This is a genomic window from Hymenobacter sp. BT188, assembly GCF_014333585.1.
Taxonomy (GTDB): Bacteria; Bacteroidota; Bacteroidia; order Cytophagales; family Hymenobacteraceae; genus Hymenobacter.
Genome location: NZ_JACSCW010000004.1, coordinates 441,399 through 459,963 on the forward strand (window position 1 = coordinate 441,399; position 18,565 = coordinate 459,963).

15 protein-coding genes are annotated in these 18,565 nt (G+C 51.0%); 9 read left to right on the plus strand and 6 right to left on the minus strand.

Annotation, left to right across the window (positions count from 1 at the left end; all coding sequences use genetic code 11):
• The first annotated feature begins 61 nt into the window (after positions 1–61).
• The 8 genes from H8B13_RS13320 (at position 62) to H8B13_RS13355 (ending at position 10,681) form a co-directional block, all read left to right on the plus strand.
• Positions 62–4,426 carry a HAMP domain-containing protein gene (locus H8B13_RS13320; RefSeq protein WP_261990363.1) on the plus strand — a complete coding sequence of 1,455 codons (4,365 nt, stop codon included), beginning with the start codon at positions 62–64 and terminating at the stop codon, positions 4,424–4,426.
• 72 nt (positions 4,427–4,498) lie between these two features.
• Complete coding sequence (locus H8B13_RS13325) at positions 4,499–5,008, plus strand: chemotaxis protein CheW (RefSeq protein WP_187311296.1); 510 nt, start codon at positions 4,499–4,501, stop codon at positions 5,006–5,008.
• Positions 5,009–5,091: 83 nt separating this feature from the next.
• Positions 5,092–5,475, plus strand: coding sequence for a response regulator (locus H8B13_RS13330; protein WP_187311297.1), 384 nt, complete (start codon positions 5,092–5,094; stop codon positions 5,473–5,475).
• A gap of 104 nt (positions 5,476–5,579) precedes the next feature.
• On the plus strand, positions 5,580–6,614 hold the full coding sequence (locus H8B13_RS13335; protein WP_187311298.1) for a chemotaxis protein CheB: 1,035 nt from the start codon (positions 5,580–5,582) through the stop codon (positions 6,612–6,614).
• Positions 6,614–8,248 carry a chemotaxis protein CheA gene (locus H8B13_RS13340; RefSeq protein ID WP_187311299.1) on the plus strand — a complete coding sequence of 545 codons (1,635 nt, stop codon included), beginning with the start codon at positions 6,614–6,616 and terminating at the stop codon, positions 8,246–8,248. The genes H8B13_RS13335 and H8B13_RS13340 overlap by 1 nt, the downstream gene beginning before the upstream one ends.
• A 63-nt stretch (positions 8,249–8,311) precedes the next feature.
• Positions 8,312–8,950 (plus strand): chemotaxis protein CheC, encoded by a 639-nt coding sequence (locus tag H8B13_RS13345; protein WP_261990364.1) that lies wholly within the window; start codon positions 8,312–8,314, stop codon positions 8,948–8,950.
• Positions 8,951–9,148: 198 nt separating this feature from the next.
• Positions 9,149–10,258, plus strand: a complete 1,110-nt coding sequence (locus H8B13_RS13350) for an agmatinase family protein (RefSeq protein WP_187311300.1) — start codon at positions 9,149–9,151, stop codon at positions 10,256–10,258.
• 87 nt (positions 10,259–10,345) lie between these two features.
• Positions 10,346–10,681, plus strand: coding sequence for a phage holin family protein (locus H8B13_RS13355; RefSeq protein WP_187311301.1), 336 nt, complete (start codon positions 10,346–10,348; stop codon positions 10,679–10,681).
• Positions 10,682–10,750: 69 nt separating this feature from the next.
• Here H8B13_RS13355 and murA read toward each other — a convergent pair whose 3' ends face one another.
• The 3 genes from murA to H8B13_RS13370 form a co-directional block, all read right to left on the minus strand.
• A complete protein-coding gene (gene murA / locus H8B13_RS13360) occupies positions 10,751–12,055 on the minus strand; it encodes a UDP-N-acetylglucosamine 1-carboxyvinyltransferase (RefSeq protein WP_187311302.1) in 1,305 nt (434 codons plus the stop codon).
• Positions 12,056–12,142: 87 nt separating this feature from the next.
• Positions 12,143–12,850: a DUF4290 domain-containing protein gene (locus tag H8B13_RS13365; protein WP_187311303.1), complete on the minus strand. Its 708-nt coding sequence runs from the start codon at positions 12,848–12,850 to the stop codon at positions 12,143–12,145.
• Between the two features lie 68 nt (positions 12,851–12,918).
• Positions 12,919–15,168 carry an ATP-dependent helicase gene (locus tag H8B13_RS13370; RefSeq protein WP_187311304.1) on the minus strand — a complete coding sequence of 750 codons (2,250 nt, stop codon included), beginning with the start codon at positions 15,166–15,168 and terminating at the stop codon, positions 12,919–12,921.
• Positions 15,169–15,359: 191 nt separating this feature from the next.
• On the opposite strand from H8B13_RS13370, the gene H8B13_RS13375 reads away from it, so the two are divergent.
• Complete coding sequence (locus H8B13_RS13375) at positions 15,360–15,929, plus strand: DUF3109 family protein (protein ID WP_187311305.1); 570 nt, start codon at positions 15,360–15,362, stop codon at positions 15,927–15,929.
• A gap of 65 nt (positions 15,930–15,994) precedes the next feature.
• Here H8B13_RS13375 and accC read toward each other — a convergent pair whose 3' ends face one another.
• The 3 genes from accC to efp all read right to left on the minus strand — a co-directional run bounded on the left by accC (position 15,995) and on the right by efp (position 18,550).
• Positions 15,995–17,338 (minus strand): acetyl-CoA carboxylase biotin carboxylase subunit, encoded by a 1,344-nt coding sequence (gene accC, locus H8B13_RS13380; protein ID WP_187311306.1) that lies wholly within the window; start codon positions 17,336–17,338, stop codon positions 15,995–15,997.
• Positions 17,339–17,469: 131 nt separating this feature from the next.
• A complete protein-coding gene (gene accB, locus H8B13_RS13385) occupies positions 17,470–17,964 on the minus strand; it encodes an acetyl-CoA carboxylase biotin carboxyl carrier protein (protein WP_187311580.1) in 495 nt (164 codons plus the stop codon).
• A gap of 22 nt (positions 17,965–17,986) precedes the next feature.
• Positions 17,987–18,550: an elongation factor P gene (gene efp, locus H8B13_RS13390; protein WP_133273208.1), complete on the minus strand. Its 564-nt coding sequence runs from the start codon at positions 18,548–18,550 to the stop codon at positions 17,987–17,989.
• Positions 18,551–18,565 lie beyond the last annotated feature (15 nt).

Below are 18,565 nucleotides of genomic sequence, written 5' to 3' on the forward strand. Positions count from 1 at the left end.
GTCCACCCTCCGGTTTGTTTCAGCAGTGCCTTTTTAGCACGCTTCGCAATCTACATTTTGTATGGCTTCAGGTAAGACTACCAAAACCACCACTCGTCCGGCTTCTAATTCATCGGCATTGGCTTCGGGATCCACAGATGCTGCCGTTGCTGCAGCCGATAATAACCAGTCACAGCGGAAAGAAGCACCAATTGGTGGTAGCACAGTAACACGCAGACGGGTCAGCACTCGTAACCTCGATAACACGCAGGATGACGGTTATGTAAACGAGCAGCTTACCCGAGTTCTGTATGCGCTTGATGCCTTCAAAAAAGGAGATGTATCAGTGCGGCTAACCAAGCAGAACGACGACATTTTCGCTGACATCGCTGAGGCTTACAACTCGATGGTGGAAATGATTGGCGGCGTGGGGGGCGAAGTATCGCGCATTTCAAAAGTTGCCGGTGTAGAGGGTAACCTGAAGGCTCGCGCTTCCGGCGAGAACGCCTCAGGCTTCTGGCGCGATATGATTAACAATATCAACGGTTTGATGGATAGCATCGCCGTTCCGGTATTGGAAGTAGGTAAAGTACTGAAGAACATCTCCAAGGGCAACTTGGATGAGACCTTCCAAATTCCTGTTTCGGGCGACTTCAAAGTGATGGCCGAAACCATAAACAAGACCATTGACAACCTAAACCTGTTTGCCGGCGAAGTAACCCGCGTGGCACAGGAAGTAGGTACCGAAGGTAAACTCGGTGGCCAGGCTTCAGTACCCAACGTGGGGGGCATTTGGAAAGAGTTGACCGACAACGTAAACTACATGGCTTCTAACCTGACGAGTCAGGTACGGGACATTGCCAATGTGGCCACGGCTGTAGCCAAAGGTGACCTAACCCAAAAAATCACGGTGGATGTAAAGGGTGAATTGCTACAACTCAAGCAGAACCTGAACCAAATGGTGGACTCGCTCAATCTTTTTGCCGGCGAGGTAACCCGTGTGGCCCTCGACGTAGGCACGGAAGGCAAGCTGGGCGGCCAAGCCTCGGTACCGAATGTTAGCGGGGTATGGAAAGATCTGACGGACAACGTAAATAATATGGCCTCGAACCTGACCAGTCAGGTTCGAGATATTGCCAACGTAGCGACCGCTGTAGCCAAAGGCGACTTGTCGCAGAAGATTACGGTGGATGTAAAGGGGGAGCTGCTACAACTCAAGCAGAACCTGAACCAAATGGTGGACTCGCTGAACATGTTCTCAGGCGAAGTAACCCGCGTGGCCCAGGAAGTAGGCACGGAAGGCAAGCTGGGCGGCCAAGCTTCGGTACCGAATGTGGCCGGTGTGTGGAAGGAGTTGACTGATAATGTAAACTATATGGCCTCGAACTTGACCAGTCAGGTTCGCGACATTGCCAACGTAGCGACCGCTGTAGCCAAAGGCGACTTGAGCCAAAAAATTACGGTGGATGTAAAGGGCGAGCTGCTACAACTCAAGCAGAACCTGAACCAGATGGTGGACTCGCTCAATCTGTTTGCCGGCGAAGTAACCCGTGTGGCATTGGAAGTAGGCACGGAGGGTAAACTGGGCGGACAAGCTTCGGTGCCCAACGTAGCTGGTGTGTGGAAGGAGCTGACTGATAATGTGAACTACATGGCTTCGAACCTGACCAGTCAGGTTCGCGACATTGCTAACGTCGCTACCGCTGTAGCTCGGGGAGACTTGAGCCAGAAGATGACGGTAAACGTGAAGGGAGAAATTCTGGAGCTGAAGAACATTCTGAATCAGATGGTGGACTCACTGAATATTTTCGGTGATGAAGTAACCCGCGTGGCCCGTGAAGTGGGTACCGAAGGAAAGCTGGGTGGTCAAGCCAATGTGCCTCGTGTAGGTGGAACCTGGAAGGAGCTAACAGATAACGTAAACACCATGGCCGCCAACCTGACTCTACAGGTTCGGGACATTGCTAACGTAGCTACTGCTGTAGCCAAAGGTGACCTAACTCAGAAAATTGTAGTTGATGTAAAAGGTGAGCTGTTGGATTTGAAGGACAACATCAACCGCATGGTGGACTCCTTGAACATCTTCGCCGGCGAAGTAACCCGCGTGGCCCGTGAAGTAGGAACTGAAGGTATTCTGGGCGGCCAAGCCAATGTGCCCAGCGTAAGCGGTACTTGGAAAGACCTGACGGACAACGTAAATACGATGGCCTCGAACTTGACCAGTCAGGTGCGCGACATTGCCAATGTGGCCACGGCCGTAGCTAAGGGAGACCTAAGTCAAAAGATTACGGTGGATGTAAAGGGCGAGCTGCTACAACTCAAGCAGAACCTGAACCAGATGGTGGACTCGCTCAATCTGTTTGCTGGCGAGGTAACCCGTGTGGCCCTCGACGTAGGTACGGAAGGCAAACTCGGCGGTCAGGCCAATGTGCCCAGCGTGAGTGGAACCTGGAAAGCGTTGACTGATAACGTAAATACGATGGCTTCAAACCTGACCAGTCAGGTGCGGGACATTGCTAACGTAGCTATTGCAGTTGCCAAAGGTGACCTGAGCCAGAAAGTATCGGTTGATGTAAAAGGTGAGCTGTTGGATTTGAAGGACAACATCAACCGCATGGTGGACTCCTTGAACATCTTCGCCGGCGAAGTAACCCGTGTGGCGCAGGAAGTAGGTACCGAGGGTAAACTCGGTGGCCAGGCCAATGTGCCTAGCGTGAGTGGGGTATGGAAAGACCTGACCGATAACGTAAATACGATGGCCTCGAACCTCACCACACAGGTGCGGGGACTGGTAAAAGTAGTAACAGCTGTATCGCAAGGTGACTTGACCCAAAAGCTGACCTTGGACGCTAAAGGCGAGGTAGCCGAGCTAGCTGATACCATCAACCGAATGGTGGACGACTTGAACCGCTTGGCGGTGGAAGTTAGCCGTGTGGCTAAAGTAGCCGGTGTGGAAGGGAAGCTGACGGAGCGCGCAACAGTAGGCGGTGTAAGCGGCTCTTGGAAAGAACTGGTAGACACGCTCAACGAACTGCTCGAATCGATTGCATCTCCGGTTCTGGAAGTGAGCCGCGTAGTGCGAGCCATTTCGGAAGGTGACCTGACCCAGCGTGTTGAAGTACCCACCGCTGGCGACATCATGGCTATGTCGAATGCTTTGAACCTAGCTGTTGAGAATCTAAACGAACTGCTGGGCGAAATCAATGATTCGTCGCAGGTGGTAGGAACTTCATCAGAAGAAATGGCCGGTAAAGGTCAGGAGATGAGCCGTGTAACGGTCGACGTAGCTTTGGCCATGCAGCAAATGGCCGAGGGCGCGCAAAACCAAGCACTTAAGACAGACCAAGCCTTTAAGCTGATTGAAGAAATCATGCAGGCTACGAAGGAAACAGCCGGTAAGGCTGATGTGGTGAACAAAGCCGCTATCCTGGGTGAGCAAACTTCTCAGCTTGGTCTGAAAACAGTAGCTGAGGTGGTAAAGAACATGGAAGAGATTTCCAACGCTGCTGCCCAAACGTCCAAAACGATTGAAGTACTGAGTACGCGCAGCCAGGAAATCAGTAAGTCGCTGGGAGTAATTACAGACATTGCTTCGCAAACCAACCTGCTGGCTTTGAACGCTGCTATTGAGGCAGCCCGCGCTGGTGAGGCTGGTCGAGGCTTTGCAGTAGTAGCCGAAGAGATTCGCAAGCTGGCAGAAGGCTCGCGCAAGTCAGCCAGTGAAATTGCTACGCTGGTTGACGACGTACGCAAGGATACAAGCTCAGCAGCTACGGCTATCTCAACCATGGAAGGCCGAGTATTGAAGGGTAAAAACGCGACGTTTGAAGCCAGCTCCGCCTTCAAAAATATTGCAACGAGCAGCGGCGAAACGCTACGTACTTCCCGTGACATTCTTACGGCTACCGAAGTTCAGAAAATCAGTATCGGCGACGTAGTAAAGTATGTAGAGGAAGTTGTAGCTATTGCTGAGCAAACGGCGTCTGGTACGCAGCAAGTGGCAGGTACAGCCAAGCAGCTATCCACTTCTATGCAGGAACTGACTGCCTCCAGCCAAAAGCTGACAGATATTGCTGATGACTTGCAAGTTGGTCTGTCGGCCTTCCAGCTGATGGAGTATCTGGAGCCAGAGCCAGAGCCAGAGCCGCGTCGTAGTCGCCAGCGCTTAACTCAGATGGCACAGCCTCGCAACGGCCAAGCAGTTGCGCCTAAGCAAACCACTCAAAGGGAACGGCCTGTTCGGCGTAATGACAATGCTCAACCAACGGCGACGGCTACTCAGGTAGCCAGACCCGCACGGGGGGGCAAATTACCGGAAGCACCTGCTACAGAAAAAGCGGCGACGCGGCGTCCGGCTCCCGTAAATGGAAAATCGGTGGAGGCGCAGCCGGCAAATGGAGCCGACAAGAAGGCTCCAAAAGCCCGGGCCAAAGCGAAAGCCAACTAATTCCTCTCAGGTCTATTTACAGGCTTGTCACTACCCTAATCAAGCAGTGGCAAGCCTATATCAATCTTGTTCATGCCTGAAATAGAGTCGAATAGCGAAAAGAAGGTTATTAAGCAGCAAGCGCTTATCCAATTAATTGTGTTCCGATTGGGACGCGAAGAATATGGTATTCGCATCGAGCAAGTGAAAGAGGTAACTATTACCCCGGAAATTGCTCGTATGCCCAAGACGCCTCCTTTCGTGAAGGGAATTGCCAACTTGCGCGGCGACATCATCGCCATTATTGATTTGGAGGAAAGATTTCAGTTGCGCTCAACTGCAGAAGCATTGCCAGCCATCACGTATACTTTAGCGATTGAAGCCAAAGACTATACGATTGGGCTGGTAGTACGTGAAGTGCCGCAGCCGTTGTCGATTCCGGTTTCAATCATTGAGAAAGCGCCAGAATTTATTCAGGATGCCAACATTCAGGACAAATACATTGAGGGAATTGCTAAGCTGGACGGTCGCATTATTATTGTGCTCGATATGCTGAAGCTCCTCACCCCAACGGAAATAATGCAGCTTCAACCCAAAGCCTAATCTTAGTGAGTGGCTGCCCGTACAAGGGTTAACATTGCTGTTTAGCTTATTTTCCGTTTTTTCCTTCTACCGATTCTACTTTTATGAAAAACCGCATTCTCATCGTGGACGACTCCTTTTATATGCGCACGATGCTAAAGAATATGCTTACTGATGCTGGCTACGAGGTGGTAGGAGAGGCCGCCAATGGTCAGCAGGCCTTGGAAATGACGAGTGCTACCAATCCTGATCTGATCACGCTCGACGTTATTCTGCCTGATAATACGGGCCTGGATGTTCTGAAGGGAATCCGTCAGGTAAATCCTACTGTGAAAGTGGTAATGTGCAGTGCGGTGGGGCAGGAAATAATTGTGAATGAGGCGCTTGAAAGTGGTGCTTCGGCTTACATCGTGAAGCCTTTCTCTGAGGAAAAGGTACTCGAGATTGTAGGCAGTGCTTTGCAAAACTCTGAAGAAAACGACGCCTAAGGTCAAATTTGCCCCCCAGGGCATATGTATACTTATTTCGTTCAGCCTTCTTACTCCGCGCTTCCACCTATTCCGTGCCCTTTTTACCCGTCCCTTTTACTGTATTGCTTGATAAACTCCCTGCTTTAGTGCAGTTGGAGTTGACTCACTTACTGCAATCCCAGCTGGGCTACCAAGTGGTAGATTCGGCTAGCAGTGCCGATGAGCTGGTTATTCTGGCTCGAAGGTTTCGGCCTGCACTGGTAATTCTGGGCGAGCATAGCCTGCCGTATCTTAATCGGCTCCAGCAGCAGCACTCTTGTCCGGTACTTCTTTATGCCACTGCCATTCCTTTGGCAGGTGTTATGTGTGCAACTGCTCGTTGGGGAGTATATAACTACATCGCGCCTTTGCAGTTGGGCAATGAGCAGGCGTTTCGACGAGCCGTACTTCAGCAGTTGCGGGCTATACCAGTTGTGCCGCGTGTAGCCACTTTCATTAATCCGCTTCGTCATATAGTTAGTGCTCAGCCTCAGAGCCTGACCGTGATAGGCGCCTCTACGGGAGGCACAGCCGCTGTGGAGCAACTTGTACAGGCATTGCATCCCGCTTTGCCTTCTACTCTGCTCATTGCGGTGCATTTGCCCGCGTACTTTACCGCTTCATTTGCCAAGCGCTTACAACGACTGACTCCATTGCCAGTTAAAATTGGCGTTGCAGGAATACCCATAGAAGAGGGGCAGATTATTATAGCTCCTGGGGGGCAAAATATGGTGCTGAAACCTGTGCAGCGCGGCCCTTGGCGAGTATGGCAGATTGGGTTTAGCTCAAAGCCCAACCTGTCAGCTGATGCCCCGTCCATTGATATGCTTATGCGCTCGGCTGCTAGGGCGGCCAACTCACAGGTGCTGGGTATAATCCTGACTGGTTTGGGGCAGGACGGAACCGGAGGGGCTAAGGCTATTCGGGCACGCGGAGGCCGCATTATAGCGCAAAGCCAGGAGTCAGCGGCCTTATTTAGTATGCCTGGTTCCGTGATTCGGGCCGGACACGCCAACGCCGTATTGCCACTGGATCAGATTGCGGAGATTATAAATCAGCGTGCTGCGCTACCTGCTTCAACTGCCCGTTTTTCTCAATCTCTAGCGACCGTAAACTAATGAAGTCACGGGAACAGGAGTACCGGGAGATCTTTATGTCCGAGGCGCTGGAGTATTATGACGCCATGAGCCGTCATATCAGCGAGCTGGAGAAAAATCCGGAAGATACAGCCGCCCTGAATGAGCTTTTTCGGCTTATGCACAACCTCAAGTCCAACGCACGCGCGATGGGCTACAATCAAATTGGCGAAGTCTCGCATGAGATGGAAACCATATTTGGTTTGATTAGAGACAAAGAGAAATCCTTTGCTGGAACAGTCGTCCCGGTGTTGTTTACCGGCGTCGATACTTTAGGCGCCATGATTCGGGCCGTTGGGGAAGATGCCGAAATGCCCCCCACCGAGGATTTACTTGCCAATCTTGATCGATTAGTTCAAGGCGAGGAACCTATCCTGATTATCGCCGAATCGGACACTGATGAAGAGGCCGGCCGCAAGCTCGAGTTGTCTGATTTGGTTTATATTCAAATCAAAAAGCTGGACCACCTGCTCAACTTAGTAGGTGAGCTGATTATTGACCGCGACCGGATCATGACACTGGGCCGGGAAATTGGTCACCCAGCGCTGCAGGCAGCTGCCTCCCACCTGTTTCGTATTACCGACGAGCTGCAGTATAGCGTGATGGATGCGCGCCTAGTAAATGTCGGCTCGCTCTTCAATAAATTTCCCCGCGTAGTACGCGATGTAGCTGCTTCGGAGCAAAAGGAAGTAACACTGCGGCTGGAAGGCCAGGACATCCAGATTGACCGAAATATTCTTCAAATTATCACCGATGCCCTGTTGCATCTAGTACGCAATGCCATTGCCCACGGCATTGAAACACCTCAAGAGCGGCAGAAAGCAAATAAGAGTCCTGCAGGGCGTCTGACACTCTCCGCCCAAACGGAGCGCGACGATGTACTGATTAGGGTAGCTGATGATGGCCGCGGTATTGATGTAGAAAGCGTGCGGCGTAAGGCAATAGAGCGGGGCTTGGTGAGAGCTGAGGTAGCTGCTAACCTCGATGCGAATGCAGTGCGGGCGTTCCTGTTTGAGCCGGGCTTTTCAATGGCCAAGGAGGTGACAGAAATATCGGGTCGGGGCGTTGGCTTAGACGTGGTGAAGCTGGCTATCGACTCGCTTGGGGGGCAATTACGGGTCGAGTCGGAGCTAGGTCAGGGCACTATTTTTACCTTGGTGCTGCCTACGTCTATTGCTGTAAAGGGTGCCCTGTTGTTTGAGCTGGAGGAGCGAAGCTATGCTATCCCACTCATGCACACCGACTCAGTAGTGGCCTTGGAGCCTGAGGAGTTACATGTAGTAGGAGGGACGCTGATGGCACGTATCCAAGAGGAAAACGTGCCGATAGTGAACCTGAAAACCCTGCTTCATAGCGGCGACGGCCCCTTGCCGGCCGCCATCCATGAAGACCTAGTAGGACGGCAGCGCATCATCATCGTAGATTATAATAACCGTAAGTTGGGTTTGATTGTCGATCGTTTTTTGCGTCAGCAAGACATTGTTATCAAGCCTGTGAGTAAACCGTTGGATACCATTGACTTATTCGGGGGCGTGACGTTGCTGGGCAGCGGGCATGTGTGCCTTGTGCTCGATGTGCCAGCATTAACTCGACTATTCTTGGCCAAACGACCTTAAAACACGTATTGCAGATTTCGAAACTGCCTATAGTGGCTTTTTCGTACCAACCGACTGAATTGTATGGATTTGCACATGACGGAACTGGAGCGAGACATTATTCGGGAAATACTGAATATTGGCTTGGCTCGCGCCGCCGATTCTTTTGCTTCTATTGCCCAGGAAACCGTGTTACTGGAGGTTCCTAGCCTTGACCTGGTACCCGGAACCAGTATTCTGGAGCGCGTAAAAGTGTACGAGAAAGACCACGTAGTTATTCAGTCCGACATAAAGGGTGAATTCAATGGCTCAACGCTGATGTTCTTCTCGGGGCAGCATGTGCAACGCCTGTCGCGGGTATGTTTGCGTCTGGTGAAGCCCGAATCGGTGGAAATAGATGAGTTGCAAGAGTCGCTATTGCTGGAAATCAGCAACATTATCACGGGCGCTTTGGTAACCCAGTTGGCAAATATCCTCAAAGCCAATATCTACGGCGCGCCGCCTATTGCTCCCAAAGGCCACCTCGATTCTTCCCTAACTCGGTTGGTGACGCAAAATCCGTTATTTCAGCCTATGGTTTTCTCGGTTATTACACAGTTCTCCGACAAAAACAACTCGGTTGAATTGCCTTTGATGCTGTTCTTTGACCGTGAGACTTTCGTCAAGATTCTGGATATAATACGGACCTACGACTTTCTCAACGGCCAGCAAGCCGCCCGCTAAATAGCCCTATAAGGGACAAAAGCTGTCATTTTGGTAGATATCAACTGTCGCAGATTACGTATCGCGGCTGGTTGAACCACCCAAAATGACAGCTTTTTTATTGCGTAGGACCACATGGAGATGTGCTCAGTTTATAAAAAAACACTGCTTTTTTGTAGCGCCGACTTGGTGCCTATTTCCTTTTCTAATTCGTTTGTCATGTCAAATTCTCATTCATCAAATCTCGAAAAGAAACTCGCCTCGTTCGACCCCAATGCGTTGGGAGACACTGCGGGGGGCATTTTTGGATTGCCTTTCACCGTTGAGGAGGCTCAGGTAGTTATTGTGCCGGTGCCTTGGGAAGTGACGGTTTCATATAGGGCAGGTACGGCTTTGGGACCAGCCGCAATCCGCGAAGCCTCCTTACAAGTCGACCTCTACGATCTGGATATTACAGATGCCTGGCGCTTAGGCCTAGCTATGGAAGAGGAGGATGAAAGCTGGGCCGCCGAAAGCCGCGAGCTACGCGAGCAGACCTCCAGCTACATTCGGTGGCTGGAGGACGGGCAGCCGGCCGAAAAAGCCCCCCAACATGCCACGGCCACCAGTCAGGCTACGGTTCGGGGCAAAGCATTGCTGGAGTGGCTCAAGCAAAAAGCCGGTGCTCACCTCGATGCTGGCAAGGCGGTAGCGGTGTTGGGCGGTGACCACAGCACGCCCTTAGGATACATTCACGCGTTGGCGGAGCGCCATGAAGAATTCGGTATTCTACAAATTGATGCTCACTGCGACCTACGCCCGGCCTACGAAGGCTTTGAGTATTCGCACGCTTCTATCATGTATAATGCGCTGCAACTGCCGCAGGTGAAGAAGCTGGTGCAGGTAGGTATTCGCGATTTCTGCCAGCAGGAAGCAGAGTTGGCCGAACGCAGTAATGGCCGCATCATTATGTTTCCGGAGCGCTTTCTGCGGGAAGAGCTGTTTGCCGGCAAATCGTGGCGGAAGGAGTGCAAGAAAATTATCGCGCAGCTTCCCCAGAAGGTATATCTGAGCTTTGATATCGACGGTCTCGATCCGAAGCTTTGCCCCGGCACCGGCACGCCCGTACCTGGTGGTTTGGAGTTTGAGGAAGCGCTCTATCTGATTCGGATGGTGGTGCGCTCAGGTCGTGAAATCATCGGCTGCGACTTAAACGAAGTAGCCCCCGGCGACACCGACTGGAATGGCATTGTGGGTGCCCGCCTGCTGTATCAGCTCTGCAACTGGATGGCCGTATCGCAGGGGCGCATTGCCGCCCGCGACATGAAGAAAGTAGAAGACGAAGAATAGACTCTCAACGATATTTGCATTTTTGCGTACCGTAATCCGACTCCCGGTTGGGGGTCGGATTTTTCGCTCATTCATCATTCTGACCCTATGGGATTTCTACTCAAATTCATTCTCACTGCCATTGTCACCTATGCCCTGGCTTACTTTCTGCCCGGTGCTCACCTCGATGGCTTTGGCGATGCTCTGCTTCTGGTGCTGGTACTGGCGGTGCTGAATGCCGTATTGAAGCCTATCCTCAAGATTCTGGGCTTTCCGATTACCGTGCTTACTCTGGGTTTGTTTCTGCTCGTCATTAACGCCGCTATTGTGTTGCTGGCCGATTGGGTGCTGCCCGGCTTCAAACTCGACGGCTTCTTGGCGGCTTTGCTATTCAGCATTGTATTGTCACTGGTAACGAGCGTCATTGATATGATCGTTGAATAGTTAGCAAGTCATAAAAAAGCCCCCCCAGAAACGTTTCTGGGGGGCTTTTTTATGACTTGATAATCTGAATTACAGTCGTTTGATCTGCGCGCCGAGCGCATTCAGGCGTTTATCAATAAACTGATAGCCACGGTCAATCTGCTCTACATTGTCAATTACGCTACGACCGTCGGCGGATAGAGCCGCAATAAGCAGCGCCACGCCAGCCCGGATGTCGGGCGACGTCATAGAGATACCATGCAGGCGATTACGCTGATCGAGGCCAATGACAGTAGCGCGGTGAGGGTCGCAGAGAATGATTTGTGCGCCCATATCAATAAGCTTATCGACAAAGAACAAGCGCGACTCAAACATCTTCTGGTGAATGAGAACTGTGCCTTTTGCCTGGGTTGCCACCACGAGGATAATGCTGAGCAAATCAGGCGTGAGGCCCGGCCACGTATGATCTGATACGGTCAGGATACTGCCATCCAAATAAGTAGCAATCTCATAGTGATCTTGGGCAGGAATAAAGATATCATCGCCTCGAAACTCCAGCTGAATACCCATTTTGCGGAATGTATCCGGAATCAGACCAAGCTCCTGAATATGCGCGTCTTTGATGGTTATTTCGGACCCCGTCATGGCTGCCAGACCGATAAAAGAACCGATTTCAATCATATCGGGCAGCATGCGGTGCTCGGTGCCGCCGAGGCTTTCCACGCCTTCAATGGTGAGTAGGTTGGAGCCGATACCGTTGATTTTGGCCCCCATACGCACCAGCATTTTGCATAGCTGCTGCAAATAAGGCTCGCAAGCAGCATTGTAAATGGTGGTAATGCCTTCGGCTAACACGGCAGCCATTACAATATTGGCCGTGCCTGTTACGGAAGCTTCGTCGAGGAGCATATAAGCACCCTGCAGCTTGCCTTCCGTACGAATACGGTAAAAGTCATTGCCTTCGAGAGTCAATTTGCCCCCCAGCTTCTGCAATCCTAAAAAGTGCGTATCCAGAGGCCGCCGCCCAATTTTGTCGCCGCCTGGTCTTGGCAGTTGACACTGACCAAAGCGCGCCAACATGGGCCCCAGAATCATGACGGAACCGCGTAGGGCGCGGCCCTGAGCTACAAATTCCTCTGAGTCGAGGTAATCTAAGTTTACGCTGTCAGCCTGAAAAACGTAGGTATCGGTGGCGAGCTTGCCCACTTTTACGCCCATATCACGCAGTAGCTCGATGAGCTTGTTTACATCGCGGATATCGGGAATGTTGCTAATTGTAACTGGCTCACTGGTAAGCAGTACGGCGCATAATATCTGTAGCGCTTCGTTTTTTGCCCCCTGGGGTATAATCTCGCCTTTAAGCGGGTGTCCGCCAATTACTTCAAAAGAGGCCATTAAAAAAGAAGTTAAAAGTTGGGAGCTAGGAGAGAAGCTTATGACAACTGATATTCAAGCCCAAAACTCCTAGCTCCCTGATAAAAATTACTGAGGAGGTTGCTGTGGTTCCTGGCGTTTTTTGCCACCACGGCGCTGCTTGTCGCGGCGATTGCCGCCACCACCACTGCGGCGTGGGTCACGGTCGGAGCGGTCGTTGCGGGGCTGGGGTACGATAAATGGTGCGGGCCGACCGTTGGTAGCAAACTCAAATAAGTTCTGCGCGTCAACCTGAGCCGGGTCGAGCTCCAATTTGCCCCCCGAAAGCTCTTTCAAATGCTTGAGGATGGTAATATCCTTCGCATTCTCCTTGCTATAAGAGCGGTACAGAAACTTCATCGTCCGCCCGATGGCAATAGTCGCCTGCTCGCGCTCCGCCGGGTCTTCCAGCGTCAGTGCCTTTTCGATCATTGCTTCCACGCTGCGGCCGTATGGCTTCAGTTTGGGCGATTTGCTGGGGTAGGGCACCCGCTTCGGCTGCTGATGCAGCTGGGCAAGGCTGGTAAGCGGGAATGGGCTATCTACGTCCAAGTCCTCATCGGCCATTTCGTAGAGATGATTCCATACTTTTTGCTGGGCGTCGGGCTGGTCGCGCAAATTGGCGTTCAGGCGGAAGATAAGCTGTACTATCTGATGAGCCCGGCGCGTACGCTCAGCCTTATCTTCGATAGTACGCAGGGTTTGCACAAGTTGGAAGGTACTCTGGCCGTATTCGCGCTGGAGCAACTCGTGCTTATGAGGGGAGGGAAGAGACATGAGAAAAGATAAAAACAAGAAGAATCAGCGCTCTGAAGAGTGCTGTGGTGGGCACTGAGTGCGGCCAATTAACTCAGCACTCGCAATTTGGCAAAACTCAGCAATAACGTCTTCTCACCCACCTCTTCAAATTGAATAATCGCCTTGGTGGAACCGGCCTGCGTTTCGAGCTTACTCACCGTGCCGAAGCCAAATTTAGGGTGCTCTACTCGCTGCCCGGTGGCCAGATTAGAAGTATCGGAAGGCTGAAAATCTGCTGAAGGCTTGTAGCTGGTGGCTACCGTCTTACGCGGAGCGGGCGGAATTAGGTTGCTACGCCGCTCCAAAACGTGCCCAAATGGCGACTCGCCACTACCCGGCCCCGCAGAGAACTTGAAATCTACGAATTGCGGATCAATTTCGTCCAGAAAACGGCTTTTCTCACAACTCCGCAAGTTTCCCCATTGGTAGCGCGAAGTGGCATAGCTGAGGGTTAGCTTCTTCTCCGCCCGCGTAATGGCAACGTAGAAAAGGCGACGTTCCTCTTCCAAATCAGCCCGCGACGTAATCATCATTTGGGACGGAAACAGGTTTTCCTCCAAGCCCACGATGTATACATTACGGAATTCCAAACCCTTGGCTGAGTGAATGGTCATCAGCGTCACGGCCTCCCCATCCTGCTGCGCGTCTTTGGTGTCGGCGTCAGTAACGAGGGCAATATCCTGTAGAAAAGAAGCCAGTGACTTGTCATCACGCTCCGGATCTTCCGTGTACGCCTTGATACCGTTCAGCAGTTCCTGAATGTTCTCGTAGCGCGAGAGTCCCTCAATGCTTTTATCGGCATAAAGCTCCTCAATCATGCCGGAGTTTTTGGCAATAAACTTAGCAGCCTCAAACGCATCTTCTTTGCCAGCAATTACAGCGTAGCTTTTAATCTGCTCCGCAAATTGCGTTATAGCTCCCGAAAGCCGTGCTCCCAGAAATGAAGTCGCATTTGCTACCACTTCCCACAGCGTATGATTGGTTTCCTCGGCCGTGTTAATGAGCTTGCTCACCGTCGTGTCGCCGATGCCGCGCTTGGGGTAGTTGATAACGCGGCGTAGCGCCTGCTCGTCATTCGGGTTTACCGTGAGGCGTAGGTAAGCTACCAAGTCCTTAATCTCTTTCCGTTGGTAGAAAGAAAGGCCCCCCACAATCTTGTACTTAATATTTAGCTTACGCAAGGCCTCTTCCATTGCCCGGCTTTGGGCGTTGGTGCGGTAGAGAATCGCAAAGTGGTCATAAGACAAGTGCTGGTTCATCTTGTCCTCAAAGATGGAGTTGGCAATCAGCTTGCCTTCTTCATTATCCGAAGCCGCTTTGAGCACTTCGATGAGCGTTCCTTCCTCATTCTCGGAGAAAACGTCTTTGCGAAGCTGCGCTTTGTTGTTCTTAATGACCGAGTTGGCCGCTTTTACAATGTTCTTGGTAGAGCGATAATTCTGTTCCAACTTGAATACTTCAAGCTCGGGGTAGTCCTTCTCAAAGTTGAGGATATTGGTAATATCCGCCCCCCGGAATGCATAAATGCTTTGCGCATCGTCGCCAACTACGCAAATGTTACGCTCCTTCGCGGCCAGCTTGCGCGTAATCAGGTACTGCGAATAGTTGGTGTCCTGATACTCGTCGACCATCACATACCGGAAAATATTCTGGTATTTGTTAAGCGCTTCAGGGTGGTCTTTGAACAGCACATTCGTGTTAAACAACAGATCGTCAAAATCCATGGCACCAGCCTTGAAACACCGCGACTGGTACTGCTGATAAATTACGCCAATTTTAGGCCGCAAAGCCGCTTCGTCGTCCTGCTTGATGACTGGGTCGCTCAAGTACTGCTGCACTGAGATCAGCTTGTTCTTCGCTGACGAAATGCGCCCCAGTACCATACTAGGCTTGTACAGCTTGTCGTCGAGGTCCAGTTCCTTCACAATCTGCGATACCAGCGTCTTGGAATCCTGGGTGTCGTAAATGGTGAAGTGACGCGGGAAGCCAATCTTTTCAGCTTCGGAGCGTAGGATGCGGGCAAAAATGCTGTGAAAGGTGCCCATCCACACATTCTTAGCCTCAGGGCCCACTACTTTCTCAATGCGGGCACGCATTTCCTTGGCTGCCTTATTGGTAAAAGTCAGGGCCAAGATATTAAATGGGTCGACGCCTTTCTCAAGCAAATGCGCAATACGATACGTCAGTACGCGCGTTTTGCCAGAACCAGCACCAGCTATAATCATGCAGGGGCCTTCCGTTTGCAGCACGGCAGCGGCCTGCGAGGGATTCAATAAGGTATGATAATCTAATGCCATTCTTTCAAGTAAACCGGCTCGTTGGCGAAGGAACAAAGGTAAGGTTTTGCCCCCCAGGAAACCAGGAAGCACCCGTTCGGGGTTATCTTTGTCAATTCATTTCTCTCGGGACTTTGCTCGTCGCTGGCTTAACGCCTGCGACTATTTGACGGAGTTAAAAAGCCCCCCGTGAGGTTCTGCCTCTCATTCCCATGATTATTATCCAGAACACCGTCATCTCCGATGACGTTCGCGACAATTTCTTTGTTTGTAATCTCGAGGCTTGCAAAGGTGCTTGCTGCGTAGAGGGTGACCTAGGTGCTCCCTTAGAAGAAGGCGAATTAGCCATTCTTGAAGCCGAATACGCCAATATAAAGCCTTTTCTTACCGAAGCGGGTCAGCAGGCTATTGAACAACAAGGTCTTTATATCAAGGATTGGGAAGGCGACTTTAGCACCACTACCATCAATGACCGAGAATGTGCATATGCTCTGTATGATGAGCGTGGCATTTTAAAGTGTGGCATCGAGCAGGCTTACTTGGCCGGAGCCACCAATTTCAAGAAGCCTATCAGCTGCCATTTATATCCCATTCGCATCAGCAAGTACGAGGATTTTGAAGCCCTAAACTATGATCGATGGGGCATCTGCAATCCTGCCTGCTCCTTTGGCGCCGATTTGGGTGTGCGGGTCTATCAGTTTCTTAAAGAGCCCCTGATTCGCAAGTATGGTGAACAATGGTATAGTGAGTTAGTGCAGGAAATAGAACATCCTATTTCATAACCAATAAAAAGCCCCCCAGAATAGTTCTGGGGGGCTTTTTATTGGTTATGAAATAGGATCTCTAATTAGATAGTTGAAAAGTCAAACGTATCCAGGAAGGCAGTGGTGAAGTTACCATCCTTAAAGCTTTGATTATCCATAAGAGCTAAGTGAAATGGAATAGTAGTTTTCACGCCTTCCACGACGAATTCACTTAATGCACGCTTCATTTTTACAATGCATTCTTCCCGAGTCTGAGCAGTGGTGATAAGCTTAGCAATCATCGAATCGTAATTCGGCGGAATAGTGTAGCCAGCATAAACGTGCGTATCAACCCTGACGCCGTGGCCACCAGGAATATGGAGCGTTGTGATCTTGCCAGGAGCAGGGCGGAAGTTATTGCGCGGATCTTCAGCATTGATCCGGCACTCCATAGCGTGCATTTTGGGCTCGTAGTTATTGCCCGAAATAGGTACGCCCGCAGCTACTTTAATCTGCTCTTTAATCAGATCATAGTTGATGATTTCCTCCGTCACAGGGTGCTCCACCTGAATGCGGGTATTCATCTCCATGAAGTAGAAATCACGGTTTTTATCTACTAAAAACTCAATCGTACCTACTCCTTCGTAGCGAATGGACTTCGCGCCAGCTACGGCCGCATTACCCATTTTCTTCCGCAGATCTTTGGTCATGAACGGAGAAGGTGCTTCTTCTACTAGCTTCTGGTGCCTGCGCTGAATGCTGCAGTCACGTTCGGAAAGGTGGGCAGCTCGGCCAAATTGGTCTCCAACGATTTGGATTTCAATGTGCCGTGGCTCTTCTACAAACTTTTCAAGGTAAATACCATCATTGCCAAAGGCTGCTTTGGCTTCGGTGCGTGCATCATGCCAGCCCTTCTCCAATTCCTCGTCGGTGCGCGCTACACGCATACCACGTCCGCCGCCACCAGCCGTAGCTTTCAGAATAACTGGATATTTAATCTTGTGCGCGATTTTCAGCGCATCCTGTAGCGAATCGAGTAAGCCTTCCGAACCGGGAATAGTGGGTACCCCGGCTTTTTTCATGGTTGCTTTAGCCGAAGCCTTGTCGCCCATGCTATTAATCATTTCGGGCGAAGCACCGATAAATTTGATGCCGTTTTCCTGACAGATACGCGAAAATTCTGCGTTTTCCGAAAGGAATCCATAGCCAGGATGAATAGCGTCGGCATTCGTGATTTCTGCCGCTGCAATTAGGGTCGGAATGTTTAGGTACGACTGTGCGCTGGGGGGAGGACCGATGCACACTGCCTCGTCGGCGAAGCGAACATGAAGACTTTCCTTGTCAGCAGTGGAGTATACTGCTACCGTTTTGATACCCATTTCCTTGCACGTGCGAATAATGCGCAGTGCAATTTCGCCCCGGTTAGCAATCAGTATTTTTTTAAACATGATGAAGAAGCTTTGGAAGCAAATAATTGGGGGAACCTGATCGAAAAAGAAAAGCCTTGGTGGCTTAGATGCTTGTGCAAGTCATCCGACTCGCCCAAAACCTAAGCTACCAAGACCTCAAGGCCCAAAAATTACATTGGCTCGATCAGGAACAGGGGCTGATCGTATTCTACTGGAGAGGAGTTCTCTACCAACGCCTTTACAATACGGCCTGAAGCTTCAGCTTCAATCTCATTGAACAACTTCATAGCCTCAATGATGCAGATAACCTGACCCTTTTCGACTGTGTCACCTACGTTCACAAAAGCAGGTGAATCGGGGCTGTTGGAACGGTAGAAAGTGCCAATCATAGGGGCCTTCAGTGCCTGATAATTGGACTCAGAAGGCTCGCTAGTAGTAGCAGGCGTAGTGGTTGTTGGTGCAGGTGCAGAAACAGGAGCAGCTACTGGAGCCGGCACTTGAGGCGCAGCAGCTGGCGCTGGCGCAGACATCGAGGAACTTATTACCGGCTTATAGCTGGGGTCGCGCTGAACTGAGATTTTAAATTCCTCAGTTTCGATGTTGACTTTGTTCAAACCCGATTTGGCGATGAAATCGAGCAATTCCTGTAGTTCTTTGGCTTTCATAGCAGGCTGCTTCTGCGGCGACTTATTTAACTCTTTCGACATAGGAGTAGTCGCGGGTATCCACGCGAATTTTTTCGTCCTGGTTGATAAACAAGGGTACTTGGATACGGGCACCCGTTTCTACAGTTGCGGGCTTAAGCGTATTAGTGGCGGTATCTCCACGCAAACCAGGCTCGGTGTAGGTTACTACGAGTTCCACTGTAGTTGGCAGTTCAGCTGTGAGCGGCTGCTCCGTTTCGGCGTGAAACAAAATAGTGACTTCCTGCCCATCCTTCAGCAAATCGGCGAAGGGCACCATTGCTTCAGGCAGTGTTACCTGCTCAAAATCTTCCTTATTCATGAAGTTGAAGCCGTACTCATCCTTGTATAGGAATTGGTGAGGACGTTGCTCCACCCGAGCGGTTTCTACCTTCACACCTGCGTTAAAGGTGTTATCAATTACACGCCCGGTTTTAATGTTGCGCAATTTGGTGCGTACAAAGGCTGGGCCCTTTCCAGGCTTCACGTGTTGAAACTCGGTAATAACGTGCAACTCGTTGTTGTAATTCAGGACGAGGCCGTTACGGAAGTCTGCGGTGGTGGCCATTTTTTAGATACTAGT